At 40.2% G+C, this 25,682-nt stretch carries 22 protein-coding genes, 21 tRNA genes, 1 rRNA gene and 3 pseudogenes; 7 read left to right on the top strand and 40 right to left on the bottom strand.

The features are described 5' to 3' along the window. Positions 1-13: 13 nt before the first annotated feature. The 3 genes from RGF10_RS05395 to RGF10_RS05385 all read right to left on the bottom strand — a co-directional run bounded on the left by RGF10_RS05395 (position 14) and on the right by RGF10_RS05385 (position 1,813). Entirely contained in the window at positions 14-799 is a 786-nt protein-coding gene (locus RGF10_RS05395; protein ID WP_318507904.1) for an alpha/beta hydrolase family protein, read from the bottom strand. A gap of 135 nt (positions 800-934) precedes the next feature. Further along, entirely contained in the window at positions 935-1,420 is a 486-nt protein-coding gene (gene ytkD / locus RGF10_RS05390; protein WP_318507903.1) for an RNA deprotection pyrophosphohydrolase, read from the bottom strand. Between the two features lie 69 nt (positions 1,421-1,489). Further along, a complete protein-coding gene (locus tag RGF10_RS05385; protein WP_318507901.1) occupies positions 1,490-1,813 on the bottom strand; it encodes a hydrolase in 324 nt (107 codons plus the stop codon). Positions 1,814-2,088: 275 nt separating this feature from the next. On the opposite strand from RGF10_RS05385, the gene RGF10_RS05380 reads away from it, so the two are divergent. Next, positions 2,089-2,325, top strand: coding sequence for a DUF6154 family protein (locus RGF10_RS05380; RefSeq protein WP_412176680.1), 237 nt, complete (start codon positions 2,089-2,091; stop codon positions 2,323-2,325). Between the two features lie 46 nt (positions 2,326-2,371). Here RGF10_RS05380 and RGF10_RS05375 read toward each other — a convergent pair whose 3' ends face one another. Then, a complete protein-coding gene (locus tag RGF10_RS05375; RefSeq protein WP_318507899.1) occupies positions 2,372-2,830 on the bottom strand; it encodes a Dps family protein in 459 nt (152 codons plus the stop codon). A gap of 127 nt (positions 2,831-2,957) precedes the next feature. Here RGF10_RS05375 and ytzI point away from each other — a divergent pair, with 127 nt between their 5' ends. Further along, positions 2,958-3,119 carry a YtzI protein gene (gene ytzI / locus RGF10_RS05370; RefSeq protein ID WP_318507898.1) on the top strand — a complete coding sequence of 54 codons (162 nt, stop codon included), beginning with the start codon at positions 2,958-2,960 and terminating at the stop codon, positions 3,117-3,119. Between the two features lie 56 nt (positions 3,120-3,175). Here the strand turns inward: ytzI and RGF10_RS05365 are convergent, their stop codons facing one another. Then, on the bottom strand, positions 3,176-3,649 hold the full coding sequence (locus RGF10_RS05365; protein ID WP_318507896.1) for an S-ribosylhomocysteine lyase: 474 nt from the start codon (positions 3,647-3,649) through the stop codon (positions 3,176-3,178). A 112-nt stretch (positions 3,650-3,761) separates the two neighbouring features. Here RGF10_RS05365 and yidD point away from each other — a divergent pair, with 112 nt between their 5' ends. After that, on the top strand, positions 3,762-4,007 hold the full coding sequence (gene yidD, locus RGF10_RS05360; protein ID WP_318507894.1) for a membrane protein insertion efficiency factor YidD: 246 nt from the start codon (positions 3,762-3,764) through the stop codon (positions 4,005-4,007). 3 nt (positions 4,008-4,010) lie between these two features. On the opposite strand, the gene RGF10_RS05355 is transcribed toward yidD, so the two are convergent. After that, on the bottom strand, positions 4,011-4,583 hold the full coding sequence (locus RGF10_RS05355) for a beta-class carbonic anhydrase (protein ID WP_318507892.1): 573 nt from the start codon (positions 4,581-4,583) through the stop codon (positions 4,011-4,013). Between the two features lie 232 nt (positions 4,584-4,815). On the opposite strand from RGF10_RS05355, the pseudogene RGF10_RS05350 reads away from it, so the two are divergent. Beyond that, positions 4,816-5,769 (top strand): annotated as a pseudogene (locus RGF10_RS05350) (metal ABC transporter substrate-binding protein). 123 nt (positions 5,770-5,892) lie between these two features. Then, the gene (locus tag RGF10_RS05340) at positions 5,893-6,057 is read left to right on the top strand and encodes a DUF1540 domain-containing protein (RefSeq protein WP_318507887.1); all 165 of its coding nucleotides are present in this window, start codon (positions 5,893-5,895) and stop codon (positions 6,055-6,057) included. 74 nt (positions 6,058-6,131) lie between these two features. On the opposite strand, the gene menC is transcribed toward RGF10_RS05340, so the two are convergent. The 7 genes from menC to RGF10_RS05305 form a co-directional block, all read right to left on the bottom strand. Further along, on the bottom strand, positions 6,132-7,238 hold the full coding sequence (gene menC / locus RGF10_RS05335) for an o-succinylbenzoate synthase (protein WP_318507885.1): 1,107 nt from the start codon (positions 7,236-7,238) through the stop codon (positions 6,132-6,134). A gap of 2 nt (positions 7,239-7,240) precedes the next feature. Then, the gene (locus tag RGF10_RS05330) at positions 7,241-8,731 is read right to left on the bottom strand and encodes an o-succinylbenzoate--CoA ligase (RefSeq protein ID WP_318509334.1); all 1,491 of its coding nucleotides are present in this window, start codon (positions 8,729-8,731) and stop codon (positions 7,241-7,243) included. Between the two features lie 72 nt (positions 8,732-8,803). Then, positions 8,804-9,622, bottom strand: coding sequence for a 1,4-dihydroxy-2-naphthoyl-CoA synthase (gene menB / locus RGF10_RS05325; protein ID WP_318507884.1), 819 nt, complete (start codon positions 9,620-9,622; stop codon positions 8,804-8,806). Positions 9,623-9,640: 18 nt separating this feature from the next. Continuing rightward, positions 9,641-10,393 (bottom strand): 2-succinyl-6-hydroxy-2,4-cyclohexadiene-1-carboxylate synthase, encoded by a 753-nt coding sequence (gene menH / locus RGF10_RS05320; protein WP_318507882.1) that lies wholly within the window; start codon positions 10,391-10,393, stop codon positions 9,641-9,643. A 60-nt stretch (positions 10,394-10,453) separates the two neighbouring features. After that, complete coding sequence (gene menD, locus RGF10_RS05315) at positions 10,454-12,208, bottom strand: 2-succinyl-5-enolpyruvyl-6-hydroxy-3-cyclohexene-1-carboxylic-acid synthase (RefSeq protein WP_318507880.1); 1,755 nt, start codon at positions 12,206-12,208, stop codon at positions 10,454-10,456. Then, the gene (locus RGF10_RS05310; RefSeq protein WP_318509332.1) at positions 12,205-12,837 is read right to left on the bottom strand and encodes an isochorismate synthase; all 633 of its coding nucleotides are present in this window, start codon (positions 12,835-12,837) and stop codon (positions 12,205-12,207) included. The genes menD and RGF10_RS05310 overlap by 4 nt, the downstream gene beginning before the upstream one ends. Continuing rightward, positions 12,770-13,612 (bottom strand): chorismate-binding protein, encoded by an 843-nt coding sequence (locus RGF10_RS05305; protein WP_318507879.1) that lies wholly within the window; start codon positions 13,610-13,612, stop codon positions 12,770-12,772. The genes RGF10_RS05310 and RGF10_RS05305 overlap by 68 nt, the downstream gene beginning before the upstream one ends. 360 nt (positions 13,613-13,972) lie before the next feature. Here RGF10_RS05305 and RGF10_RS05300 point away from each other — a divergent pair, with 360 nt between their 5' ends. Beyond that, entirely contained in the window at positions 13,973-14,908 is a 936-nt protein-coding gene (locus RGF10_RS05300; RefSeq protein WP_318507877.1) for a 1,4-dihydroxy-2-naphthoate polyprenyltransferase, read from the top strand. 46 nt (positions 14,909-14,954) lie between these two features. Here the strand turns inward: RGF10_RS05300 and RGF10_RS05295 are convergent. The 5 genes and pseudogenes from RGF10_RS05295 to glgB all read right to left on the bottom strand — a co-directional run bounded on the left by RGF10_RS05295 (position 14,955) and on the right by glgB (position 22,927). Then, a pseudogene (locus tag RGF10_RS05295) lies at positions 14,955-17,353 on the bottom strand (glycogen/starch/alpha-glucan phosphorylase). Further along, positions 17,343-18,796 (bottom strand): annotated as a pseudogene (gene glgA / locus RGF10_RS05290) (glycogen synthase GlgA). Before glgA ends, RGF10_RS05295 begins: the two co-directional pseudogenes overlap by 11 nt. Next, the gene (locus tag RGF10_RS05285; protein WP_318507875.1) at positions 18,793-19,818 is read right to left on the bottom strand and encodes a GlgC family sugar phosphate nucleotidyltransferase; all 1,026 of its coding nucleotides are present in this window, start codon (positions 19,816-19,818) and stop codon (positions 18,793-18,795) included. Before RGF10_RS05285 ends, glgA begins: the two are co-directional and overlap by 4 nt. A 42-nt stretch (positions 19,819-19,860) precedes the next feature. Further along, a complete protein-coding gene (locus RGF10_RS05280; RefSeq protein ID WP_318507874.1) occupies positions 19,861-21,039 on the bottom strand; it encodes a glucose-1-phosphate adenylyltransferase in 1,179 nt (392 codons plus the stop codon). Continuing rightward, the gene (gene glgB, locus RGF10_RS05275) at positions 20,981-22,927 is read right to left on the bottom strand and encodes a 1,4-alpha-glucan branching protein GlgB (protein WP_318507873.1); all 1,947 of its coding nucleotides are present in this window, start codon (positions 22,925-22,927) and stop codon (positions 20,981-20,983) included. Before glgB ends, RGF10_RS05280 begins: the two co-directional genes overlap by 59 nt. Before the next feature lie 210 nt (positions 22,928-23,137). Here glgB and RGF10_RS05270 point away from each other — a divergent pair, with 210 nt between their 5' ends. After that, a complete protein-coding gene (locus RGF10_RS05270; RefSeq protein WP_318507871.1) occupies positions 23,138-23,275 on the top strand; it encodes a hypothetical protein in 138 nt (45 codons plus the stop codon). A gap of 271 nt (positions 23,276-23,546) precedes the next feature. Here RGF10_RS05270 and RGF10_RS05265 read toward each other — a convergent pair. The 22 genes from RGF10_RS05265 to rrf form a co-directional block, all read right to left on the bottom strand. After that, positions 23,547-23,618, bottom strand: a tRNA-Glu gene (locus tag RGF10_RS05265). A gap of 8 nt (positions 23,619-23,626) precedes the next feature. Beyond that, positions 23,627-23,717: transfer RNA gene (locus tag RGF10_RS05260), tRNA-Ser, on the bottom strand. A gap of 8 nt (positions 23,718-23,725) precedes the next feature. Beyond that, a tRNA-Asn gene (locus RGF10_RS05255) sits at positions 23,726-23,800 on the bottom strand. Between the two features lie 17 nt (positions 23,801-23,817). Then, positions 23,818-23,894, bottom strand: a tRNA-Ile gene (locus tag RGF10_RS05250). Between the two features lie 5 nt (positions 23,895-23,899). Continuing rightward, positions 23,900-23,973, bottom strand: a tRNA-Gly gene (locus RGF10_RS05245). Between the two features lie 11 nt (positions 23,974-23,984). Next, positions 23,985-24,060, bottom strand: a tRNA-His gene (locus RGF10_RS05240). Between the two features lie 30 nt (positions 24,061-24,090). Beyond that, positions 24,091-24,166, bottom strand: a tRNA-Phe gene (locus tag RGF10_RS05235). Positions 24,167-24,187: 21 nt separating this feature from the next. Beyond that, positions 24,188-24,265: transfer RNA gene (locus RGF10_RS05230), tRNA-Asp, on the bottom strand. 3 nt (positions 24,266-24,268) lie between these two features. Then, positions 24,269-24,342: transfer RNA gene (locus tag RGF10_RS05225), tRNA-Met, on the bottom strand. Positions 24,343-24,376: 34 nt separating this feature from the next. Beyond that, a tRNA-Ser gene (locus RGF10_RS05220) sits at positions 24,377-24,470 on the bottom strand. Positions 24,471-24,486: 16 nt separating this feature from the next. Continuing rightward, a tRNA-Ile gene (locus RGF10_RS05215) sits at positions 24,487-24,563 on the bottom strand. Between the two features lie 10 nt (positions 24,564-24,573). Beyond that, positions 24,574-24,650 (bottom strand) — tRNA-Met (locus tag RGF10_RS05210). A 20-nt stretch (positions 24,651-24,670) separates the two neighbouring features. Further along, a tRNA-Ala gene (locus RGF10_RS05205) sits at positions 24,671-24,746 on the bottom strand. A 21-nt stretch (positions 24,747-24,767) separates the two neighbouring features. After that, positions 24,768-24,844, bottom strand: a tRNA-Pro gene (locus RGF10_RS05200). A gap of 8 nt (positions 24,845-24,852) precedes the next feature. Beyond that, a tRNA-Arg gene (locus tag RGF10_RS05195) sits at positions 24,853-24,926 on the bottom strand. 10 nt (positions 24,927-24,936) lie between these two features. Further along, positions 24,937-25,025: transfer RNA gene (locus tag RGF10_RS05190), tRNA-Leu, on the bottom strand. Positions 25,026-25,032: 7 nt separating this feature from the next. Continuing rightward, positions 25,033-25,107: transfer RNA gene (locus tag RGF10_RS05185), tRNA-Gly, on the bottom strand. 6 nt (positions 25,108-25,113) lie between these two features. Then, positions 25,114-25,198 (bottom strand) — tRNA-Leu (locus tag RGF10_RS05180). Between the two features lie 13 nt (positions 25,199-25,211). Continuing rightward, a tRNA-Lys gene (locus RGF10_RS05175) sits at positions 25,212-25,287 on the bottom strand. 6 nt (positions 25,288-25,293) lie between these two features. Further along, positions 25,294-25,369 (bottom strand) — tRNA-Thr (locus tag RGF10_RS05170). Positions 25,370-25,372: 3 nt separating this feature from the next. After that, positions 25,373-25,448: transfer RNA gene (locus RGF10_RS05165), tRNA-Val, on the bottom strand. Between the two features lie 12 nt (positions 25,449-25,460). Beyond that, positions 25,461-25,577: ribosomal RNA gene (rrf, locus tag RGF10_RS05160) — 5S ribosomal RNA — on the bottom strand. Between the last annotated feature and the right edge of the window lie 105 nt (positions 25,578-25,682).

Raw genomic sequence — 25,682 nt, 5'->3', positions numbered from 1 at the left:
TATTTTAACATTATTATGTCTGCATTTTCATCCACTTCGTGAGATCTTTTACAATTTCTCTATTCACTTCTGGGGGAAAATAATGAGTAAATTGTTTAAAATACCAAGTGGTAACAATCTTTTGTAGTTCCTGTAATCTTCGTTGTAGCTTGGTTGCATGCTCGACCGATACGTTTTTATCGTTCCAACCGTGGATAATAAGAACTGGTGCTTGAAGTTTATCTAATCCATTCAGAGGGGTTCTTTCCTGGTACCGCTCTGGATATTTATCCGGTGTACCACCAATCACTCGCTTCATCATTTTTCGCAAATCCATTCTTTCTCGGTAGGTTAATGCCATATCACTCACTCCACCCCATGTGACGACAGAGGCTGTTTCCGGAAAGTGGATCGCTGTCAGCAATGCCATCACTCCTCCGCGCGAAAAACCAAAAACATGAATTCTATTAACAAGAGGATGAGCATTCAAAAGCAAAAAGCCAGCAAAAGCATCGTGCCGGCCCTCTCCAGCAAAATCCTCGTTTCCTTCCCCACCCTGATTGCCACGATAAAACGGCGCAAACACAATAAAGCCTTCTTGAGCAAACTGAGCAATTCGAGCTGGTCTTACTCTACCAACATTTTTTATCCCACCACGCAGATATAAAAACCCATCTCGAACTCCTGCTTGTTTCGGCTCAGCTAATAACCCTTTTACAATTAACCCTTGGGAACGATAAGTAACAAGTGTTAAGGCTACATTCGGATTCGGAGAAGGAAAACTCCATTTTGAAATTATGCTCCCGTCTTGTTGATCCATACTAGATTTGACCTCCTTTCTGACGATAATTATTTTTTCTTACTCCAATCCCATTAAATGAATATCCTATTGAACACTAAAAAAAGTTGACCAGATATACCTCCCTAGTCAACCTTGTCCGATACATCAATGTCATTAACGTTTATTGGTCAAAAGGCTCAATTCATCGAGATATTCGATACTTTTTTTAATAACATCATCTTTCATAATATAGCTATACTTCGGCTGGAATCTTGTCTCCAAAATATTACCGTCCTCAAAGACAGGACCATCCGTTTCTAAATAAGTATTTTTTTCAATCAATTCTTTTACGCTTCCGAAAAAGATTGTTTTGACAAATGAACTCCTGCCGTTTGATACACGATACTCGCCTAGAGGAAAAAAAGTTTCCAGCAATCCGCCCGTTTCTTCAAACACCTCACGGATAGCAGCTTGTTCGGCACTTTCACCAACCTCGATTTTTCCACCTGGAAACTCCCAACCGCGCTCTTTATGGGCTGTAAGTAACCATTTATCTACAAAACGGCAGAGTACCAGCACATGCCGACTAGGTTGTTCAAATCCTTGCTGTTTAAAGACCAACTGCACCGTACACCCATTTTCATCAAAAAATTGCTCCACTCTATACTCCCCCGTTCCTGTCCCTCTTACCTATTTTACAATAGGGTTTGGTGTTTGGGAGTATATTGCTTACATTTGATCAGAGATTATTCCAATCGAGCGAATATGCTGCTTCGCTTCTTCATCACCTAATTCATAAATCATTTGATAGATTTTCACCATCGTGTTATCGTATGCGTCATTTTCACGATCATAATGATATTGGATATATGGGACATGAGCTCTAAAAAAATTTTGCCATTCTGTTGAGTAATTTTGGTCAAAATACTCACGTAATTTTGTGATTTCATCATCAGTCGCTTCTATCTTAAAATTCCAAGGAGAATCCGTTGCAGTCTGCATAATTTCTCCAGTACCAATCGAAATATAGTAGGGCTTTTTACTTAAATTCATCTTCGTCATCCCCTTTTAATCTCTTCATTATCGTTTCCCACAGAAGCTGGAAGATTATACGCATTCAACAAGATTCCTATAAAAAGGAAAATCTTTTTTCTTTTCGAGTAACTTAACTAACACTTCCATGTGGTTTTGGGGTAAACTGATATTACATAAATAAGTGTTGGTAGAATAAATCCTTCATGATGAGGGATTTAATAAGTAACATAAACATAAAATGATTAGAAGCAAATTGAATGGAGGTGGAAAAATGAAGCTTGTGGATGAACTGTTTGAATTATACCGTGATAAACTTACCTGGAGACGATGAAGATATCGACATGCTAGCCTTTGCAGTTTTAGAAGAAATGAGTAGAGAAGACATCCTCCATCTGATCCAGGACCTCACAACTCAAGAATTATACAATTTAATTGGTGTTTATCTAATTGAAAGTCTTCGCGAAAAATTTGCTCAAGAAGAATACGGTCAGCACCGTCCACACCCTACGGTAACCCGAAATATTCATTAAAATACATAAAAGCTGGCACAGAGGCCAGCTTTCTTTATGACTGCCACTAAACCTTCGCCGAAACTCCTTGCCCAAGGAAAGCTTGTAGCATCCACATATGTTTGCGTAAATTTTTTTGAATCCCAATTAATATGTCTGCGGTTCCTTGATCATTATTTTGTTCAGCAAGCTCAATGGCTCCTTTTAATTCATTGACAATCGTTGCGAAATCATTATGAATAGCCTGCACCATTTCTGTTTCCGCTTCAGTACCTGATGCTTCCTTAATCGATGACAATTCTAAGCATTCTTTAATCGTTCCTACCGGCTTTCCACCAATCGAAAGAATCCTTTCAGCAAGCTCATCAATATTAGCCGAAGCCTCATTGTAATATTCCTCAAATTTCTCATGAAGCGTAAAGAAATGATGACCTTTAATGAGCCAATGATAATTATGAAGCTTAACATAGAGCACTGTCCAATTGGCCACTTGTTTATTAACTGCTGTGAATAATTCTGCTGACATAGTATCAACCTCCCGAAACTATTTTGCCCGTTATCAAAAAATTAACCCTGTTCATAAGCCATTAGGAAACACTTTCTCAAAAATGGCAATTTTATGATAAAATAAATGTGACAGGGAGGGGAAAGTTTTGAAGGTTGTAATGGTGATATCAATTATTATTGTGTTTGTCGTACTAGTATTAGCCGTGTTAACAACAGGAAAAGCCTATTCCTATAAGCATACAATCGATCCGGTCGATGATCTTCCGAAACAAGATGATTTACAAGACCAAACGAAAACAAGGGACTGACACATTGGTCAGTCCCTTGTTTTGTGGTGCTCTTCATTTGAGCAGCACGGTTTCATTTATGCAAATACTTCTTTTAAGTTGTTTTTATCGTGTTCAAGCCAGAAACGCATTAAGCGCTTTGCTCCTTCTAAATCATGCAGCTTTGCTTGACCGCATTGACGTTCATTGGCAGCTGGAATATCCGTAATTTCGACCGCTTCCTTCATCGTATCTTCAAGCAAATCAATGATTTCCTCTACAGTGGGTTCACCACTTACTACTAAATAATAGCCAGTTTGACAGCCCATTGGTGAAATATCAATAATATCAAAATGATCGTATTTTTCCACGTGCTTGCGAATATTAAAAGCAAGTAAATGTTCTAATGTATGAATCGCATCCGGCTTCATTGCTTGTTTATTTGGCTGACAAAAGCGGATATCATATTTATTAACAACACCGTCACTCCCTACATTATGAACACCACAATGGCGCACATATGGGGCAACAACAGCATTATGATCTAAATCAAAGCTTTCAACTGATGGCATAAAAACACTCCTTTATATTAAATAAATTTTCTTCTGCAATCACAATTTTAGACGAATAAGGAAATTTATGCTACCGTTTATTTAATAATCTTACGATGAAAGGGTATCATTCATGTTTGCAAAAATTATGCTGAAGCTGATTCGTTTTTATCAAATTGTCATTTCGCCACTAAAGCCGCCAACCTGCCGTTTTTATCCAACCTGCTCTCACTATGGCTTAGAGGCTATCCAACGCTTTGGGGCATTAAAAGGCGGCTATTTAGCAGTAAAACGGATCTTGAAATGCCATCCTCTTCACCCAGGCGGATTGGATTTCGTGCCGGAGGAATGGCCTTCAAGAAAGAATCCGAAAAAATAAATCTTACTTATCCTTTACGTCATAGCCATTTTCCACTAAATCTAGTTTACCTGTTGTTGGATCAATAACGAGTCCATGGACAGCCACATTTTTAGGTAATAGTGGGTGATTTCTCACGATATTTACACTGTGGGAAACACTTTCTGTTACATTATCAAAGCCTTTTAACCAGCCTGCAACATCGATACCTGAATAGGCTAATGTTTCAATTGTTTCTTCTTTTACCCCACGAGCCTTCATTTTCTCAATAATTGGATCAGCCTTTAATCCTGCCATACCACAATCATAATGGCCAATAATTAATACTTCCTCGGCCTGCAATTCATAAATCGCTACAAGAATACTGCGCATTACACTTCCAAATGGGTGAGTAATAAGGGCACCAGCATCCTTAACGATTTTAGTATCCCCATTCCCAAGGTTTAATGCTTTTGGCAAGAGTTCAAGCAGTCTTGTATCCATACAAGTTAAAATAACCATATGTTTGTTTGGAAACTTCGTTGTAATATACTCCTCATACTTCTTTTCATCAACAAATTCCTCATTAAAACTTAGAATTTCATCTAATAAAGCCATCTATAATCTCCCCTAAAATTGTCGTATTTTGTCCATAATAATAAAATATTGAGCTTTAATCAATAAATTGGATTTAAATGTTGCAATTTTTGAATAAATTATGTAAGATACAAAAGTAAATCGTAACGATTACGAATTACCTCTGAAGATTCATAGTAATCTAGTTAATTAGACATAAGATTATTTATGATCATATTTTTACTTACATTATCGTCAAGGATAGGTGATCAACTTGAAAAAGATTTGGTACATTTTTATTTCCCTTTTCCTCCTCCTAAGTTTATTTTTAGCAGGCTGTGGAAAAGAACAAAAAAAGAAAATAATAACAATCAGCTAACCGTTTATACGACGGTATACCCACTCCAATATTTCACAGAACAAATCGGTGGAAAATATGTTGTAGTCGATACGGTCTATCCTCCTGGTGCGGATGAACACACCTTTGAGCCAACTCAAAAGGATATGATGAAACTCGTAGATGCAGACCTTTTTTTCTATATTGGATTAGGTTTAGAAGGCTTTGTGAATAAAGCAAAAGAAACTTTAAAAAATGAAGATGTTACGCTGGTCGCTACTGCCGAGGGGCTCTCCCTTGAAGAAAGCGAAGCGGCACATACCGAGGAAGCGGACGCTCATGGAGAAGCGGATGAGCATGGTCATACCGTAGACCCTCACGTATGGATTGATCCAGTCTATGCCCAAGAGTTAGCTAAATCCATTAAAGACGCTTTAATTGAAAAAATGCCTGACCAGAAGGATACATTTGAAAAAAATTATCAAACACTCGTAGAAGAATTAAATACATTAGATCAGTCGTTTAAAAAAATGGTTAAAGATGCAAACCGAAAAGAAATCATTGTTGCCCACTCTGCATACGGCTATTGGGAATCTCGTTACGGAATTAAACAAATCAGTATATTCCGGATTATCAACAACGAATGAACCATCACAGAAAAAACTTGAAGAAATTATTGATCAAGCAAAAAAGTACAACATTCACTATATTTTATTTGAGCAAAATGTAAACTCAAAGTTGGCAAAAATTGTCGAAGAAGAAGTTGGGGCAAAAGCATTAACACTCCACAATCTTTCCGTATTAACAAAAGAAAATATCGACAACAACGACACCTACTTTACCATCATGAACCAAAACATCGAAACACTCAGTAAAGCACTAAATAATTAACGTAGTGGGGGACTGTCCCCCAATGCGTTAATGCAATAAAGGGATACTACTTTTTAACAAGTATAGAGTCCTTGCTTTTTTCAAAAGCTATTCATGTACCTCTATAACAAGGAGTGATACTGGATGGCACAAGACGTTTTATGCGCTGTAAGCAACTGTCATTTTTGGAAAGATGGGAACCGTTGCAGTGCTGACCAAATTTATGTCGAAAACAGAACGGAAGAGATGGCTATTTCCAGCTCTGGAACCGACTGTAAGACATTTATCCCTAGTGAAGATTATTCATAATAAGTAAGTTCTCCCGTAATAGGGACAATATAAGAGAGGAGTAAAGCGCATAAGCTTGACTCCTCTTTTTACAACTAAAATACAAATTTTTCTTGATAAATCGTACACTGCTGAAGCCTTTTTTCATTAATAGCAAATCCAATTCCATGACCAGTTGGAACTTCAATCAAACCCTTTTTAACTGTCACTTCAGGAACAGTAATATCCTCTTCCCAATACCGACTTGAAGCCGATATATCTCCCGGAATGGTAAAGCCTGGCAACGATGCTAACGCAATATTATGTGCCCTTGAAATACCAAACTCTAGCATCCCCCCGACCCAAACTTGAACTCCTTGAGCAAGAGCTAGGTCATGAATTCGTTTTGCCGTTTGCAGCCCGCCAACCCGACCAATTTTAATATTGATAACGCGACAGCTGCCAAGCTCGATTGCTTTTCTGGCATCCTCATAAGTCACGATGCTTTCATCTAGACAAATTGGGGTGGCAATTTCCTTTTGAAGCCTAGCGTGTTCAATAATATCATCATGCGCTAATGGCTGTTCAATCATCATTAAGCCAAATTCATCAAGTGCCTTCAGACGATGTATATCCCCAAGACAATAGGCTGAATTTGCATCTGCCATAATCGGCAGGCTTGGAAATCGAGCACGAATCGGTTCAATTAAATCAAGATCATGCTCTGGACTAATTTTCAGCTTCACTCTCTGATAGCCATCTTCTAAAAAGGCTTCGATTTGACGAATGGCGTCTTCAATTGAGTTTGTTGCCACAACGACTCCAGCAGGAATCGCCGTTTTAACACCTCCAAGAAGGCAGGAAAGCGATATTTGCTTTTCTTTTGCATATAGATCCCAAATCGCTGTTTCCAAGCCAGCCTTCGCCATTTGGTTTCGTCTGTATTTATCTAAAAGGGACGTAACTTCTTCTGGATGCTGAACTGGTTGTTTTTTTATCAATGGGATGAAGAATTCCTTAAGCATGTGAAAAGCTGTTTGCACCGTTTCTTCCGTGTACCACGGTGAGGAAAAGGCAACCACCTCACCATAGCCCGTTATCCCAGCGTCATTCTTTACTTCCACGATAATACATTCGCGATTCGTCACTGTTTCTAAGTGGGTTGTAAAAGGTGCTTTTAATGGCTGAGAAATGATTCGAAGCGTAATTTCTTTGATTTTCATCCTCATTCATCCTTTTCCAGTTCTTCACGAAGCTTACGTCTCATTAATTTATTTGAAGCATTGCGCGGCAGGACATCTATAAAAACAATCCTCTTTGGCACCTTATATTTTGCTAGTTTTTGCTGGCAAAAAGAAATTAAGTCAGGCCCTGAAATCGAGTTCCCTTTTTCAGTAACGACGAACGCGATTGGCACCTGCCCCCACTGCTCATCTTTCCAACCGATAACTCCCGCCTCAATAATTCCTTCGTGCGATTGCAGAACGCCTTCAATTTCTGCAGGATAGATGTTTTCTCCTCCAGAAATGATTAAATCCGAACGTCGGTCGAGTACGTAAAGAAAACCCTCACTATCCACATAGCCAATATCACCTGTATGAAGCCAGCCATTCCGTATTTTTTCAGCGGTCTCGACCTCACGGTTTAAATAGCCACGTGTAACATTAGGACCTTTTACAACAATTTCTCCCTCTAGGTGTGAAGATACTTCCAGTCCATCTCGATCAACAATTTTTAATTGAGAAGGAAATAATGGTTTTCCAGCAGAGCCGATTTTCTTCATACTATCTTCTGGTGAGAGGGTGACAATTTGCGACGATGTTTCAGTCATTCCATAAGTTTGAAAAACAGGTATTCCTTTGTCAGCGCATTTATTTAGAAGCGCTAAGGATGCTGGTCCCCCACCAAGTAGCATACAGCGAAACGATGACGGCATTTGCTCAGATCCTAGTACCCTCACAATACGATTAAGCATTGTTGAAACCACTGACATGATTGTTACCTGATGGTGGTGAATGTCCTCGATTACCCTATACTCGTCGAACCCATCATGGAGAATGATCGGCATTCCATATATTAAACTTCGAATTAATATTGAATAACCGCTGATATGAAAAAGCGGTACAGTACAAAGCCAACGATCTGTCTCCGTCAAACCAAGGTTTAACGCAGAACCTATCGAACTCCACCAATGATTGCCATAAGTTTGCATAACTCCCTTTGGAAAACCAGTCGTCCCTGACGTATACATAATTGTGCAAGTGTTATCAAGTACAAATTCATTAAGAATGTTGACTTTGGCCCGTTGATGTTGTGAAAGCTCCTCCTTAAACAGAATAGCGTAGGAGGTCTGCTTTTCTTTTAGCGATAAAATCATTGGCTCGAATGCTTTCTCTGTAATAAAGGTGGTGCAGTCAGAATCATCAAGCTGCCAAGCCAATTCCTCTTGTGTTAGACGGTTGTTAAAAATAACGGCCGTGGCACCAATCATTTGCAGTGCATATAGAATCATCACCGTATCAGGGTGATTTTTCAATAGAACACCGACAAAGTCCCCCTTTGTGACGGGAATAGCGGCTAACTTTTGAGTCATTACAATTGCGTGATCATATGTATTCTGGAAGGTGTAAGTTTCTCCCTCATAAATAAGCGCAGTTCGTTGTGGAGTTAAGAAGGCTCGCTTCTTTAACCAGTTTGGGATTGCCTCTGTCACGATTAATCACCTACTTAATTTATTCTGCCAAAAAAACAGCTTGATGGGCTCCATCAAGCTGTTCTCTACGAAAAATCAAGGAAAACGTGGGAATTTGCCGAAGTCTGGTTTACGCTTTTCTTTGAACGCGTCGCGACCTTCTTTTGCTTCATCCGTTGTATAGTAAAGTAGGGTAGCATCTCCAGCAAATTGCTGAATACCCGCTAAACCGTCTGTATCGGCATTGAACGCAGCCTTCAAGAAGCGAAGTGCTGTCGGGCTCATTTCCAGCATTTCCTCACACCATTTAACCGTCTCATCTTCAACCTGGTCAAGTGGAACAACTGTGTTTACAAGACCCATATCCAATGCTTCTTGTGCATTGTATTGACGGCATAAATACCAAATTTCACGCGCTTTTTTATGTCCAACGATTCTTGCAAGATAGCCTGAACCATAACCAGCATCAAAGCTACCAACCTTTGGACCTGTTTGGCCAAATTTAGCATTGTCTGCTGCAATCGTTAAGTCACAAACAATATGTAATACATGGCCGCCACCAATTGCATAACCTTTTACCATCGCCACAACTGGCTTAGGAATAACACGAATTAAACGTTGTAGGTCTAATACATTTAAACGTGGGATTTGATCATCTCCGACATAGCCACCATGGCCACGTACCTTTTGATCTCCACCAGAGCAGAATGCATCATCCCCAGCACCTGTTAATACAATAACACCAACATTACTATCATCACGTGCATAAGCAAACGCATCGATAAGCTCCATTACAGTCTTAGGACGGAACGCATTGCGTACCTCTGGACGGTTAATGGTAATTTTACAAATGCCGTTGTATGTTTCATATAAAATATCTTCATATTGACGACTAGCTACCCATTCAACTGCCATATGTTCTCTTCCTCCTTATTATATAGATTTGTTTAAAAACTCACTTACTATTGTACCAAATTTTTCTGCTTGTTCCACATGAATTGCATGTCCACATGAATGAACCATCGTCCATTTGCTATTTTTCACCTTTTCATTCATTTCAATCGCAATCTTACAAAACTTTTTATCTCGTTCGCCGGTGATCATCAGCACCTCATTTGAAATGGAACTCAAATCATTCCAACATGATGGCTGTGCGCCCGTTCCCATCCCGATTAAACTTCCAGAGAGACCCGTTACAGAATTAGCGAGGCGCTGCCTCCTGATTTCGTCACGCTGCTGTATTGACAGCTCTGTTTGTGATTGAAATAGCGGAATCCCTTCCCAATAATCTACAAACTTTTCAATCCCTTGCTTCTCGATAAACGAAGCCAGTTTCCAATCACTCTCGATTCGAGCTGCTCTCTCTTCTTCTGTTTTCAAACCTGGTGATGCACTCTCCAACACCAGTTTTCTCACTTTCTCAGGATAAGAGACAGCAAAAGAAAGCGCCAACCTTCCTCCCATTGAATATCCTAAAAAATCAGCTTGATCGATTGCTAAAATATCAAGCAATCGAGCTAAATCTCTAGTAGCCTGCTCCATCCGATAACGCTCTGGGTTCTCCGGTGCATCGGTTTGACCATGGCCGATAATATCTATCATAATTAGCCTTGAATGTTGAGACCATCTCTCGAAAAATGGGAGCCAGTTTGACCCGTTTCCAGGTAAAGCCATGAAGTAAAACAAGCGGATACCCGCTTTCACCAATCATTTCAACATGATAGTTAACACCATGAACCACTACCTTCATTTTCCGATGTCCTTCAACGATTTTTCTATTTCCTGGGAAACAAATTTAAACAATTCTCGATGTTCATTTACATTCGAATCCCGTGAAGTCGAAATCTCATATACATTCAATCCAGCCGACACCTTATCCTTCACAATTACCTCTGAAAGATGGTCCCAATCCTTAATTAATTCATACTGCCCCTCGAACATTTTGATGGCATGTTTAAAATCTATATCAACTGGTGTTCCAAACAGCAATTCAAAATGCTTTGGATGACCTGCTTGAGGTAAAAACGAAAAGATTCCGCCACCATTATTATTAATAAGAATGACATTGATTGCGATTCCATGCATTTTTGATGCCAATAATCCATTTAAATCATGGAACAAGGTCAGGTCACCAACCACTAAATAGAAAGGCTGATGAACCGTTGCTGCCCCTAAAGCGGTTGAAACAATTCCATCGATGCCATTGGCACCACGATTAGCCATAACCCTAATTGATTTTTCATTAATAAAGAAAAATGAATCCAAATCACGAATCGGCATACTGTTCCCAACAAATACTGTTGCATTGTCTGGAAGTAAATCAGCAAGCCTGTAGAACAATTTTCCTTCACTTAATCCAGTTTCATCATTGATTCTCGCTAAATTTTGTTTGGTAAGGTCATTCATATTCGACCATTGTGTTAAATAAGAAGACGTTTCGCGTGTCTCCACATGCTGTAGGATCGACTGACAAAGGACTGCTTCGTCACAATAAATCATTTCAGACGTAATGGAATTCGGATCACGCCAGCCTCCGCCGCCATCAATAACATAATGCATCGCCTCTAAATTTTCCTTTAAGAAAATAGTTAATGCCTTTGATACTGGCATCGCACCAAAGCGAATGACCAAATCGGGCTTTAAAAACTCTTTTACAGCTGGATTTCGTAAAAATGTATCATATGTATCGATTATCATGTCTTTTCGATGAGAGCCACTGCGCAATTGCGATAATGGATCAGCGATAATCGGAAATTGTAACTTTTCAGCTAACTCAATCACAGCCTGGCCAAATATCGCATCATCGATAGGTCCACAAACAATAACACCTTTAGCATTCTCTGACCACGATTGGGCTAATCTGCTGAACCCAGCATCGGAAAGAGTCAGTTCTCCAGCCTGAATCTTGATCGAACCTTTAGCGCGCTTATACTTAGCAAACAACTCCGAATCATCTAATTGTGGGATTAATGGTTCGCGGAACGGAAAATTTAAATGGACAGGTCCTGCTGGTGTTATTTGTGAAGTGGCAACTGCCCTCGCACAAACGGTTTGCGCATAGCGAATGATTTCATTCGTGGCTTCTGGAAGGGCCATCTCTACAAACCATTTTACGTGACGGCCATATAAATGGAATTGATCAATAGCCTGCGGAGCTCCAACATCACGCAGCTCATGTGGACGGTCTGCTGTTAGTACAATAAGAGGCACTCTAGAAATATTCGCTTCAATAATAGCAGGATAATAATTCGCTGTTGCTGTCCCCGACGTGCACAAAAGAGCCACTGCTTTACCAGATGCTTTGGCAATGCCTAGTGCAAAAAATCCTGCCGACCGTTCATCAATTTGAATATGTACTTTAAGACCGGGATGCTCGGCCATCATTAATGCAAGTGGAGTGGAGCGTGAACCAGGGCTGACAACGACGTCAGTAACACCTGATTCGACCAATTCTCCAACAAACGCTGCTAAATAAGCAGTTAGTGACTCTTGATGATTCATATTCCTTCGCCTCCAAGCGCTGTAAGCATTGGACGAAACTTAATGTTTGTCTCTTGGTATTCGCTTTCTGAATCTGAATGTGCTACTACCCCACAGCCAGCAAACAAGGATGCTTCGTTTCCTTGAATTAACCCGGACCGAATCGCAACCGCAAACTCTCCATTCCCACGATAATCCATCCAACCAATTGGACCACCATAAAAGCCGCGATCCAATAGCTCTACTTCCCTGATTTTTTCGACTGCCGGCTTTTTCGGTAACCCACCTAATGCTGGGGTTGGGTGAAGACGCTCGATGATATCCAGTAATGATGTTTGATCATCTGTTTTTCCTGTGACAGGAGTATATAAATGTTGAATATCTCTCATTTTCATTAACTGTGGTTGATCAGGTAAAATGACTTCCGTACATACCTCACTCATTGCCTCTTTAATCATATCCACCACATATTGATGTTCGATCAGGTTCTTTTGGTCGGATAAAATATCCTCACCTAAATCCAGATCCTCTTTCGTTGTTTTTCCACGTTTGATTGACCCTGCTAAGCAGGTGGTAAAGACGTCATTTCCGTTTTTTTTCAAAAGCCGCTCCAGGTGATGCCCCGATAAAGCAATCGCCTTGCGATTCAAATGCAAAAATGAAGCTTTCTGCCTGCTCTTTAAAAAGATGACTCAACACTCTTTCCACTTGGACAGGTGCATTAAAATGCAGCCTTAATTCTCGAGCTAAAACAACCTTTTTCAAAGGGCCTTCCTTTAATTCGTTTGCTATTTCATCAACTGTTCTTTTCCAAGCTTCTGGTTGAATTTCCTCTGTTTTCACAAGGTGACTATCACAAAAAGCTAGCGGTTTGTTTTTCGAAAACAATAACTGCTCTCTTTCTTCACTAATTTTCTCAACAAGCGATGAATCATCATGCTGGGTACATAGGATATTGGTCGTTAAATAGGCTTGTCCTTCTATAACAGATAACATATATTTTGGAATGTGAAATAGTGAATTTGCATAATGAGACCAAAGCGAAGTTTTGGGCTTTAAAGGATCAAAAGAAAAGCCCCCAAACAAAGCAGGACCCAAGCCATTATGTGAGAATGGGTTAACAACAATGGAATTCTCAATAAAGCGCTTCCACTCATGTTGGGCATGACTAAAACGATCAGTTGCCTGATCTGCCTCAAATTGTTTACAAATCCCTAAACCAACTAATATAATTTGGTCACTCGGGTCTTTCCAAAAAAACCGCTCGCCAAAATATTTTTCACTACCAGAAAAGAAAAATGACAGGGGTTCAATAGGATCAATTTTTTGAACTTCGCTAACTAGCACAGGAACGTCTAAAGACTTGGCTCTTTCGATTGCATCGAAGATCCGTAACTTTAGCTCCGAATCATGTAAGATTACCAAAATAATCCCCCAATAACAGTAAACTACTGCTATCCTTTCATTTTAAGCTTATTATAAGATACACCTCATTACATATCGTGTCAATGATTCCTATTACAGCTATCCTAGTATTTTCCTTATTATATTATCGTTTTAATTTCTCTATTCAAAATGACGATATTTCGTCACAAACCAAAGAATTTATCCAGAAATATCATCCTTTTGATATTCATTTCCAAGCACATGAAAAGAATTGCGCTTTTTTCATCTATCCCCTAAACTTAAATTATATGCTTCTTTACAGCTTTTAATTTTTCCATTAAAATAAAAAGGTTTGAATCTATATTTTCCGATTATTGTTAGCAAAGGAGCGACTATTATATGCAACCACAAATGCAAAATTCGAAGTCTTCCGCAGTTGTAAGACAACCGAGATGGAGAGTTTGGTGGCAACTTACCCGACCACATACATTGACTGCAGCATTTGTGCCAGTTTTATTAGGAACAGCATTAGCTATGCCAGAGACGGATATTCATTTTGGACTTTTTGCTACCATGTTACTGGCGTGCTTACTTATTCAGACAGCAACGAACATGTTTAATGAGTATTATGACTTTAAACGCGGCCTCGATACAGCAGAATCTGTTGGAATTGGTGGAGCGATTGTTCGTGAAGGCATTCAAGCAAAAACGGTGCTTTATGCCGCACTTGGCTTATATGCCATCTCCATGCTACTTGGCGTCTATATTTGCGCCAATACGAGCTGGTGGCTGGCACTGATTGGTTCTGTTTCCATGGCAGCTGGCTACTTATATACAGGCGGACCACTTCCAATTGCCTATACTCCACTTGGAGAACTATTTGCAGGCTTTTTTATGGGATGTTTAATCATCTTAATTTCTTTCTTCATTCAAACTGGAACAGTTTCCGACACCGCCATTCTTGTATCGATTCCCATCACGATTTTAGTTGGTGCAATCCTGATGGCCAATAACATCCGGGACTTAGATGGCGACAAGAAATTTGGCCGTAAAACACTTGCCATCCTTCTCGGTAGAAAAGGCGCGATCCTATTTCTTGCCGGAATGTTTATTATTTCATACGCTTGGGTTTTTGCACTTATTTTCTTAAAAATCGTTTCACCATGGTTAGCGATTGTACTTTTAAGTTCACCAAAGCCATTAAAAGCCATCAGTGGATTCTTCAAAAATACTCTACCATTGCAAATGATGCCTGCGATGAAAGCAACAGCACAAACGAACACGATTTTCGGATTCTTACTATCTATCGGACTTTTTATAGCGTATTTCCTATAATTTGAACACAATAACAAAAGGCTTGGGATTTTCCCCAAGCCTTTTGTTATTGTACAGGTTTAATTTTCCAAATGTCGTCTGCATATTCCTTGATTGTTCGATCGCTTGAAAAATAACCGGAGCCAGCAATATTTTGTAGGCTCATTTTAATCCATTGATCACGGTCTTTAAATTTTTGCTCGACCTCTTTATGCACGGACACATACGAATCAAAATCCCGCAGTACAAAATACTGATCATTTTGAATCAGCAAGGAATCATGAATTGGCTCGAATTCATCATCAACATCCGGGAAAAAACCGTTTGTTAACTGGTCAATCACCTGACGGATTTTTTTGTCATGATGATAATATTCCATCGAATGATACCCGCCATTTTGATAAAAATGGAGCACCTCTTCAGCGGTCAATCCAAAAATGAAGATGTTATCTAAACCAACCTTTTCCTTAATCTCCACATTGGCCCCATCTAACGTCCCGACCGTTATCGCACCATTCATCATCAGCTTCATATTACCTGTCCCTGAGGCTTCCTTACTTGCCGTAGAAATTTGTTCACTAACATCAGCAGCCGGAAACAGCTCTTCGGCAACAGACACGCGGTAATTTTCTAAGAAAACAACCTTTAGCATATCCCTAACATCCGGATCACGATTGACACGATCCGCAACGGTATTGATCAGCTTAATGATTTTCTTCGCATAATAATATCCCAGGTGATGCCTTTGCCCCAAAGATAAAGGTACGTGGATACATCTTAAAGCTCGGATCTTCCTTTAAGCGGTTATATAAATGCATAATATGAAGAACATTTAACAGTTGCCTCTTATAAGCATGAAGTCGTTTAACATGGACGTCAAAGATCGAATGAGGATCGATTCTAATCCCCGTTTGTTCTAGGATTCGATGAGCAAACCGTTCTTTATTTTCTTGCTTTACCCCTCTTAGCTTCTCTAAAAAACCACGATCATCTTCAAACGCAGATAATTTTACTAGCTCTTGTGGCGAAGTAATCCAATCCGTTCCGATTGCATCGGTTATTAAGGATGACAGCTTAGGATTCGATTTTAATAGCCAACGCCGATGGGTGATTCCATTTGTTTTGTTATTAAACTTCTCAGGGTAAACCTGATAAAATTGATTCATTTCTCTATTTTTTAAAATATCAGTATGAATTTGTGCGACACCATTAACGCTAACACTACCGACAAGAGCTAGGTGCGCCATTTTAACCTCATCATGAGAAATTATCGTCATGCTATTGATGCGATCCCAGTCTCCAGGATACTTCTCCCATAGCTGCTCACAAAAGCGACGGTTAATCTCTTCAATAATCATATAGATCCTTGGAAGCAGTGGCTTAAACAGACGAACTGGCCATTTCTCTAAAGCCTCAGATAAGGTCGTATGGTTCGTATAGGAGATGGTCTGGGTTGTAATCTCCCATGCCTCTTCCCAGCTTAATTTCTCCTCATCCAGAAGAATCCTCATTAATTCTGGTATCGCCATTACAGGATGAGTATCATTAATATGTATCGCAATCCGATTCGGTAAATCCGCTAACGGCCGATTGGTATTTTTAAACCCACGGATGATTGTCCGAATACTTGCGGATACAAGCAAATACTGTTGTTTCAAGCGAAGGATTTTCCCTTCATCATGCGTATCATCCGGATAAAGGAATTCCGAAATAGCCTCAGTTTCCCGTTTATACTTCATAACATCCTGATAAAAAGGATAAGGCGACGGTTCTGCACTCCATAGCCGCAACGTATTAACCGTTTCCGTCCAGGTAGCCAATAACTGGAAGATCATATGGAACCGCTGTGACAACCTCCGCATTGATATGGCGAAAACAAAGACGATTATTCTCACAATACGCTTCAATCTCGCCCCAAAATGGTACCTCTACTGCTAAGTCCGTTTTGCGAATCTCCCAAACCTGGCCGTAGCGCAGCCATTGCTCAGGAAGTTCGACCTGATAACCATCAACAAACTTTTGCTCAAATAATCCATGGCGGTAGCGGATGCCACAGCCATGTCCTGGAAGATTAAGCGATGCTAGAGAATCTAAGAAACAGGCAGCCAGTCTTCCTAGCCCGCCATTTCCCAAACCAGCATCAGATTCAATTTCCTCTAAATCGCCTAAGTTTACCCCAAGCTCCTTGAGCCCAGTTTCAACGAGCTCTTCAATTCCTAAATTCATTAAATTATGGCGAAGCAAGCGTCCTAACAAGAATTCAATCGAAAGATAATACACTTGCTTCTCATTTGCGACACTGTATTTCTCTTTTGTATGAATCCAATTCGTACTTACATACTCACGGATCATATGGCCTAGTGTTTGGAAATGATCACTCTTTGTACTCTCCTTAAATGGCTTGCCACACATCGCTTCCAACCGTTTAAGAAAAGTATGTTGAAACTCCTGTTTATTAGAAAACATGGCTTTCACTCCTTGATATTAGTTCGGAATAAAGCCGATTATATTGAAATGCGGATTGCGCCCAACTAAAATCCATTTCCATCGTTGTTTTCACGAGTTTTGCCCAAACCGTTTTTTTATAATGATAAAACGATAAAGAGCGACGAATGGTATACAGCATGTCGTGAGCATTAAAATTAGTGAAGGAGAAACCATTCCCCTTGTCCAACCACTCATCATAGGCTTGGACTGTGTCATTAAGACCGCCAGTTTCTCGAACAATTGGTATACTTCCATATCGCATCGCAATCATTTGCCCAAGTCCACACGGTTCAAATTTAGACGGCATCAAAAACATATCAGACCCAGCATAAAGCTGATGCGCCCATTCCTCATTAAAACCAATTTGAACTCGGACCTGGTCAGGATATTGATGTGCCATTTCCCTAAAAAACGATTCAAACTCCAAATCTCCCGTTCCTAACACAACCATTTGAACCTTTTCGGCCATGATTTCATGAAAAACCGCTTTGACAAGATCCAACCCTTTTTGTTTTGTCAGTCGGGTTATCATTGCCATCAACGGAATCTCATCATTTTCAACCAAACCAAGTGTTTTCTGAATATGTCGCTTATTGCCAACCTTCAGCTTCAAGCTTTGTGCATCATAATTTTGATGAATTAAAGAATCATTTGCCGGATTATAGAATTCATCATCAATTCCGTTTAAAATCCCTTTCAAATCGGATTTGCGCTTCCTTAAGAGTCCGTCCAATTTTTCCCCAAAATAATCAGTCTGAATTTCAGCCAGATAAGTAGGGCTTACCGTCGTAATCATGTCCGCCGACACAAGGCCGGCTTTCATGAAATTGATATTTCCAAAAAACTCGAGCTGATCTTGATTGAAATATTTGCTGTTGATTCCAAGTAAATCATCCAACGTTTCGCGTGGGAAAATTCCTTGAAACAACAAATTATGAATGGTAAAAATGGTTCGAATGAACTCATAGCCTGGTTTCCGATAATATTCAACACGGTACAAAAATGGAATCATACCTGTATGCCAATCATGGCAATGAATAATGTCAGGGAAAAATCCAAGTGGGCAATCGCATCGAGGACTGCACGATTGAAAAACGAAAATCTTTCACCATCATCGAAATAACCATAAAGGCCATCACGTTTAAAATAATACTCGTTATCGACAAAGTAATAAGTTACCCCATCTAACTTAAGCTCCAATAAGCCACAATATTGATTTCTCCAGCCAACCTTAACAGTAAAATCCACCACTCTGCGCATTTTCTGTTTATATTTCTGATGAATGCTACCATAATTAGGGAGAATTACCCTTACATCTGTACCTTGATTCACTAATTCCTGCGGTAATGATCCCGCAACATCTGCAAGTCCTCCTGATTTAATAAATGGTATACATTCTGAGACTGCAAATAAGATTTTCACGAATTCATCAGCGCTCCTTGGATCTTATCTTTACGGATTACAACGGGTGAATCAACCGTTGCTCTGATGATTCGTCCAGATTCAATATAAACATCCTTATCAAGGATGACATTTTCAAGTTTACAATCGTCAGCAATTTCACATTTTTGTAAAATCACACTGTTTTTAATTAATGTATTTTTACCAATTTTTACTCCTCGGGCAATAATACTATTTTCAATTTTCCCACCAATTTGGCAGCCGTTCGCAATCATTGAATTTTGAATGGACGCTCCTTGTGCATAACGGGTTGGTGGTTCATCCATCACCTTCGTAAAAATAGGCTGATCTTTTATAAACAGCTTTTTCCAAATGGCCGGTTTTAATAGTTCCATACTAGTAGTATAGTATTTTTTCACAGAATCAATCATTACCGCATAGTCAGAGTAATGATAATAGCAAACTTTGTAATCATGACTAAGTGAATTGACTACATCGCACATGCAAGTAAAACCAGTTTTATCCCGATTACAAATTAATTCAATTAATAAGGAAGTCTTCACAAGATACATATCCAAAGATTTGCCTTCCTGGCGAATTTCCGTAATATCGCAGCCAGAATCAATATGGGACTTCAAAATCTTCCGAAAATCCATATTTGCAACGGTAAAGCAATTAGCAATTAATGAGTATTCCTGGGTACTTCGACTAAAAAAGCCGATATTCGCCGCAAACTGATTAAAGGAGCCAGTACCAGTGTGCGGAGTGTCTAAAATTTGCGGAGGAAATAAAAAGATTCCATCTCGTTTCCGATTCAGATCCCAGTTTCGCCCAGAACCTAAGTGGTCCATCAAGGATCGATATTGATATTGAGGGAAAAGTGCCACTTTCTTAATCCCCGAGTTCACCATACTTGATAAAATAAAATCTATTAATCGATATCGCCCTGCAAATGGAACGGCTGCAAGGGATCGATCGATAATTAATTCTTCTAGTTCTGCTGAATAGGTTGCATCGATAACACCCAATAATCTTCTTTTCAACGCTGAAACCTCCCGATCTTTTTTAATGTAATTTGAAAAATTTTAACCAATCTTTTTATTCAGCGTTGTTTCTGCTTGAACAGGTATTTCTGGAAGAAGATCCTCAGAAACTAAGATAATTCCCTCAGGATCATTATTCCCACGGATAACAGCCCCGTCTGGAATGACAATGCCCCCTGGAATAATCGCCTTTTCAATAAATGCATTTTTCCCAATCACTGCATCAGGCATGATCACAGATTCACGTACAACCGACCCTTCTTCTATCCAAACACCCTGAAAGACGACTGAGCGTTCAACGTCCCCGTCAATCGTGCAACCTTCATTTATGAGCGATTCTAGGACGGAAGCTTTCGGTGAAATGAATTGTGGCGGCTGATTCGGATTTACAGAATAAATGCGCCAAGATGGATCAAATAAATCAAGCTCACATTTTTCATCTAACAAATCCATATTTGCTTCCCAAAGGCTTCTTACCGTACCAACATCCTTCCAATAACCTTTATAAGGATACGCAACCAGCTTCTTTTGCTCTTGAAGTAAGGACGGAATGATATCCTTCCCAAAATCATGACTAGAACATGGGTCATCATTGTCCTTTATTAAATATTCTTTTAACACTTTCCAATTGAAAATATAAATTCCCATTGATGCCAAATTACTCTTTGGAAAATCTGGCTTTTCTTCAAATTCCGTAATATTCATTTCATCATTAGCATTCATAATTCCGAAACGGCTCGCTTCATCCCACGGCACTTCAATAACAGAAATCGTTACGTCTGCACCCTTTTCAATATGAAAATCAAGCATTTCCTCATAGTTCATTTTATAAATGTGATCACCTGACAGAATCAATACGTACTCTGGGTCGTATTGCGTCAAATAATTGATATTTTGATAAATTGCACTTGCTGTACCTGAATACCATTTCACTTCTGAGCCTTCCGCATAAGGGGGAAGTACAGTAACCCCACCATTTCTCCGATCTAAATCCCAAGCACTTCCAATCCCAATATATGAGTTTAGTAACAACGGTTGATACTGGGTTAACACACCTACCGTATCAATTCCCGAATTAGTGCAATTACTTAGTGCGAAATCAATTATTCGATATTTTCCTCCGAACGGTACAGCAGGTTTCGCAATATCCTTTGTTAAGGAATTAAGCCTGCTTCCCTTTCCTCCTGCCAACAGCATGGCGACGCACTTTTTCTTTCCCATTATCCCCCAGCTCCTTTCGTTGTTTTACAGGGCGCAATATCGTGATTCCAAATGGAGGAATCGTCATCTCCACATGGTACGGTTTTCCATGGTATGGCTCTGCAATTGTCTTTAATGCTTTTTTGTTATAATTATCGGCACCACCAAAATGATGAGCGTCACTATTTAATATTTCGCGATATGTCCCTTCCTTTGGCACGCCAACCTTATATTTTTCATATGGTCGTTCACTAAAGTTGCACACCACAATGAGAATATCGTCGAGGCTTGAGCCTTTTCTAATGAAAGAGAATACAGATTGTTCTATGTTATTCACATCTATCCATTCAAAGCCTTCATATGTATGATCCAATTCATACAATGGCTTTGAACGTTTGTAGATTTTTACTAACTGTTTAAAATATACATTTAACTTTTCGTGCATTTCATATTCAAATAAATTCCAATCAAGTTCTTCTTTATCCTTCCACTCCGCAAACTGCCCAAACTCTGTGCCCATAAACAATAATTTCTGTCCTGGATGTGCCATCATGTAACCTAATAGCAATCGTAATTGTGCAAATTTCCTCCAGTAATCACCTGGCATTTTATTTAAAAGTGATTTCTTTCCATGAACGACCTCATCATGGGAAAATGGAAGTATGAAGTTTTCTGAAAAGGCGTATAAAAATGAAAAAGTAACCTTATTATGTTTTGAAGAACGATATTCCGGCTCTGTTTCCATATAGCTCAACATGTCATTCATCCAGCCCATATTCCATTTATAGCTGAAACCAAGTCCTCCATGCTCAACCGGAACCGTTACCTGGGGCCAATCCGTGGAATCCTCTGCAATCATTAACATTGAAGGATCATGCTGATGAACTGTTTTGTTTAGATTTTTTAGAAAATCCAAACCAAATGTATTTACATGTTCTCCATTTGAGTTCGGCCAGAAAATGATATTGGAGACGGCATCGACTCTAAACCCATCAACATGGTAATACTTCATCCAAAACAGTGCATTTGAAATCAAAAAGCTATGAACTTCACTTTTTCCTAAATCAAAGTTTGCCGTTCCCCAAACGTGATTTTCACGATCGTTTGTGGCTTTATATTCATAGGTGTAATCTCCATCAAAGCGGTACAGTCCGTGTGCATCTTTACAAAAATGCCCTGGTACCCAATCCAGAATGACTCCCAATCCATTCTGATGACATTGATCAACAAAATACATAAAATCTTCTGGTGTACCGTATCGGCTAGTTAAAGAATAGTAACCTACACCTTGATAGCCCCATGAAATATCGAGCGGGTGTTCAACGAGTGGTAATAATTCCACGTGGGTAAATCCCCCATCAAGTACATAAGGAATTAACTCATCAGCAAATTCTCTGTAATTTAGAAAGCTTCCGTCCGGCTTCTTTTTCCATGAACCCGCATGTACTTCATAAATGACCATCGGTTCCGCCGCAGCACTTTTCCTTGCCTTTTTTCTTTTCCATGCTTGGTCGTTCCATTTATAACCCTCTAAGTTATAAACAACGGATGCTGTGCGTGGTCTCAGTTCTGAATAAAAACCATAGGGATCTGCTTTTAACAGCCTTTCCCCATCTTGTGAAATAATTTCATACTTATATAGACAGCCCTCTAGGTTCCCCTCGAGAACGAGTACCCAAACACCTTCTTTATTTAACTTATGAAAGGCATACCCATTTCCATTCCAATTATTAAAATCGCAAGCAAGGTTTACTTCCTTAGCATGAGGCGCCCAAACACAGAATCTAGTAAATGAGCGATCTCCCTCTTCAAAAATATGAGCTCCAAATAATTGATAGCTTTCAAACAATGTACCCTCGTGAAAGAGATACAATTCATACTCAGTAGGTAAAAATGTTTTCACTGTCATTTGACACCCCGCCACTCTTTTTTTACTTGGCCTATTTAAAACTATACTATTCTCTACAATATTATCCTAGAAATAATTTTCCAAATATTAAGACAACAAATCGTAATATATGATACATAACGAGGTTATTCTCGGCATTCTACTCCGTTTCGACATAATAATCATGGTAATATGACAAAATAAACATATAAATTGAAAGGAGAATTTTTTATGAAAGACCAGACTGGAAAAAGACTAGAAAACAAGCAGGGTGAGGTTCCATTATTTGAAGCACCTGATGAAAAAATACTAGCAACAGGTGATATGTTTAGAGGTCCTTCTACCGGATTCACATCCGATCTCGATTAAAGCAATCCAGGAAGAAATTTACCAGAGGAGGATATAGAACAGGATTTAAGATAAGTCTTTAGTCCTATACTAATTATTATTTAGATATAACACTTTTAAGTAAGCGCTTTATTGTTTTTTTAAAAAAACGTATCAGTTTTAATTATTTATTTGAGAGAATTACTACACGGTGTGATAGTAGAAATGTAATTTATTCGTAAGGAATTCGATTGCAAATCAAATCTATGAAAACAATAAAAAAGCTATTAACATGTAGTTAATAGCTTTTTTATGACCCCTACGGGATTCGAACCCGTGTTACCGCCGTGAAAGGGCGGTGTCTTAACCGCTTGACCAAGGGGCCAATTTATCTGGCGGAGAAGGAGGGATTTGAACCCTCGCGCCGGTTACCCGACCTACACCCTTAGCAGGGGCGCCTCTTCAGCCTCTTGAGTACTTCCCCAAATAAATTGGCTCCGCAGGTAGGACTCGAACCTACGACCGTTCGGTTAACAGCCGAATGCTCTACCACTGAGCTACTGCGGAACGTTAGTAAAAACATATGGTGGGCCTAAATGGACTCGAACCATCGACCTCACGCTTATCAGGCGTGCGCTCTAACCAGCTGAGCTATAGGCCCATATTTGGAGCGGGTGATGGGAATCGAACCCACAACAACAGCTTGGAAGGCTGTGGTTTTACCACTAAACTACACCCGCGAATATTAAAATGGGGCGACTGATGGGAATCGAACCCACGAATGCCTGAACCACAATCAGGTGCGTTAACCACTTCGCCACAATCGCCATCATTTCACACTTTTTTTAGCATGATAATGGTGGCTCAGGACGGAATCGAACCGCCGACACAAGGATTTTCAGTCCTTTGCTCTACCGACTGAGCTACTGAGCCATACATTTCTTTTCATAAAAATGGCGGTCCTGGACGGGACTCGAACCCGCGACCTCCTGCGTGACAGGCAGGCATTCTAACCAACTGAACTACCGGACCATATTGCGGGGGCAGGATTTGAACCTGCGACCTTCGGGTTATGAGCCCGACGAGCTACCGAGCTGCTCCACCCCGCGACAATAAAAAATTTTATTAATTTGTTTAAAATAATGGCGGAGGAAGAGGGATTCGAACCCCCGCGCGGTTTAACCCGCCTGTCGGTTTTCAAGACCGATCCCTTCAGCCGGACTCTGGGTATTCCTCCGCATATAAGATATTCATGGTGGACCTTGTAGGACTCGAACCTACGACCGGACGGTTATGAGCCGTCTGCTCTAACCAGCTGAGCTAAAGGTCCTAAAAAAATATGGTAGCGGCGGAGGGGATCGAACCCCCGACCTTACGGGTATGAACCGTACGCTCTAGCCAGCTGAGCTACACCGCCATAATTTTGATTAAGATAGTTGGTGGAGTCTAGGGGGATCGAACCCCTGACCTCCTGCGTGCAAGGCAGGCGCTCTCCCAGCTGAGCTAAGACCCCATACACAATGAGAAGTTTTAATGGTCGGGAAGACAGGATTCGAACCTGCGACCCCTTGGTCCCAAACCAAGTGCTCTACCAAGCTGAGCTACTTCCCGGAATTAAGCGCGCCCGAAAGGAGTCGAACCCATAACCTTCTGATCCGTAGTCAGACGCTCTATCCAATTGAGCTACGGGCGCATTATTAAAGTGGTGCCGAGGACCGGAATCGAACCGGTACGGTAGTCACCTACCGCAGGATTTTAAGTCCTGTGCGTCTGCCAGTTCCGCCACCCCGGCAAAAATCTGGAGCGGAAGACGGGATTCGAACCCGCGACCCCCACCTTGGCAAGGTGGTGTTCTACCACTGAACTACTTCCGCAAAATATGGTGCGGGTGAAGGGAGTCGAACCCCCACGCCTTGCGGCGCTAGATCCTAAGTCTAGTGCGTCTGCCAATTCCGCCACACCCGCATATATTTTAAAATGGTGAGCCATGAAGGACTCGAACCTTCGACCCTCTGATTAAAAGTCAGATGCTCTACCAACTGAGCTAATGGCTCGAAAAATGGTGCCGGCTAGAGGACTTGAACCCCCAACCTACTGATTACAAGTCAGTTGCTCTACCAATTGAGCTAAACCGGCATATGGTGGAGGATGACGGGCTCGAACCGCCGACCCTCTGCTTGTAAGGCAGATGCTCTCCCAGCTGAGCTAATCCTCCATTTTGTAACAGCCCAGGCAGCGTCCTACTCTCACAGGGGGAGAGCCCCCAACTACCATCGGCGCTGAGAAGCTTAACTTCCGTGTTCGGTATGGGAACGGGTGTGACCTTCTCGCTATCGCCACCAGACTATTATTTTCATAAAGACATTATTTATTATAATAATGTTTTTATACTTTTGCAAGAGAATTTTTATTTCATTCCCTCAAAACTAGATAATGTAGAAGAAGAAAA

The organism is Bacillus sp. T3 (assembly GCF_033449965.1).
In the GTDB taxonomy this organism is placed as follows: Bacteria; Bacillota; Bacilli; order Bacillales; family Cytobacillaceae; genus Bacillus_BU.
The sequence above is the reverse complement of the archived record's forward strand: the minus strand, read 5'-3'. Positions and strand labels throughout refer to the sequence as shown.

Bases quoted from the DNA above. Each gene is read 5' to 3' on its own strand.
- RGF10_RS05395 (WP_318507904.1), bottom strand. From the start codon at position 799: ATGGATCAACAAGACGGGAGCATAATTTCAAAATGGAGTTTTCCTTCT.
- RGF10_RS05385 (WP_318507901.1), bottom strand. From the start codon at position 1,813: ATGAATTTAAGTAAAAAGCCCTACTATATTTCGATTGGTACTGGAGAA.
- RGF10_RS05375 (WP_318507899.1), bottom strand. From the start codon at position 2,830: ATGTCAGCAGAATTATTCACAGCAGTTAATAAACAAGTGGCCAATTGG.
- RGF10_RS05365 (WP_318507896.1), bottom strand. From the start codon at position 3,649: ATGCCATCAGTTGAAAGCTTTGATTTAGATCATAATGCTGTTGTTGCC.
- yidD (WP_318507894.1), top strand. From the start codon at position 3,762: ATGTTTGCAAAAATTATGCTGAAGCTGATTCGTTTTTATCAAATTGTC.
- RGF10_RS05355 (WP_318507892.1), bottom strand. From the start codon at position 4,583: ATGGCTTTATTAGATGAAATTCTAAGTTTTAATGAGGAATTTGTTGAT.
- RGF10_RS05340 (WP_318507887.1), top strand. From the start codon at position 5,893: ATGGCACAAGACGTTTTATGCGCTGTAAGCAACTGTCATTTTTGGAAA.
- menC (WP_318507885.1), bottom strand. From the start codon at position 7,238: ATGAAAATCAAAGAAATTACGCTTCGAATCATTTCTCAGCCATTAAAA.
- menB (WP_318507884.1), bottom strand. From the start codon at position 9,622: ATGGCAGTTGAATGGGTAGCTAGTCGTCAATATGAAGATATTTTATAT.
- menD (WP_318507880.1), bottom strand. From the start codon at position 12,208: ATGAATCATCAAGAGTCACTAACTGCTTATTTAGCAGCGTTTGTTGGA.
- RGF10_RS05300 (WP_318507877.1), top strand. From the start codon at position 13,973: ATGCAACCACAAATGCAAAATTCGAAGTCTTCCGCAGTTGTAAGACAA.
- RGF10_RS05280 (WP_318507874.1), bottom strand. From the start codon at position 21,039: ATGGGAAAGAAAAAGTGCGTCGCCATGCTGTTGGCAGGAGGAAAGGGA.
- glgB (WP_318507873.1), bottom strand. From the start codon at position 22,927: ATGACAGTGAAAACATTTTTACCTACTGAGTATGAATTGTATCTCTTT.
- RGF10_RS05270 (WP_318507871.1), top strand. From the start codon at position 23,138: ATGAAAGACCAGACTGGAAAAAGACTAGAAAACAAGCAGGGTGAGGTT.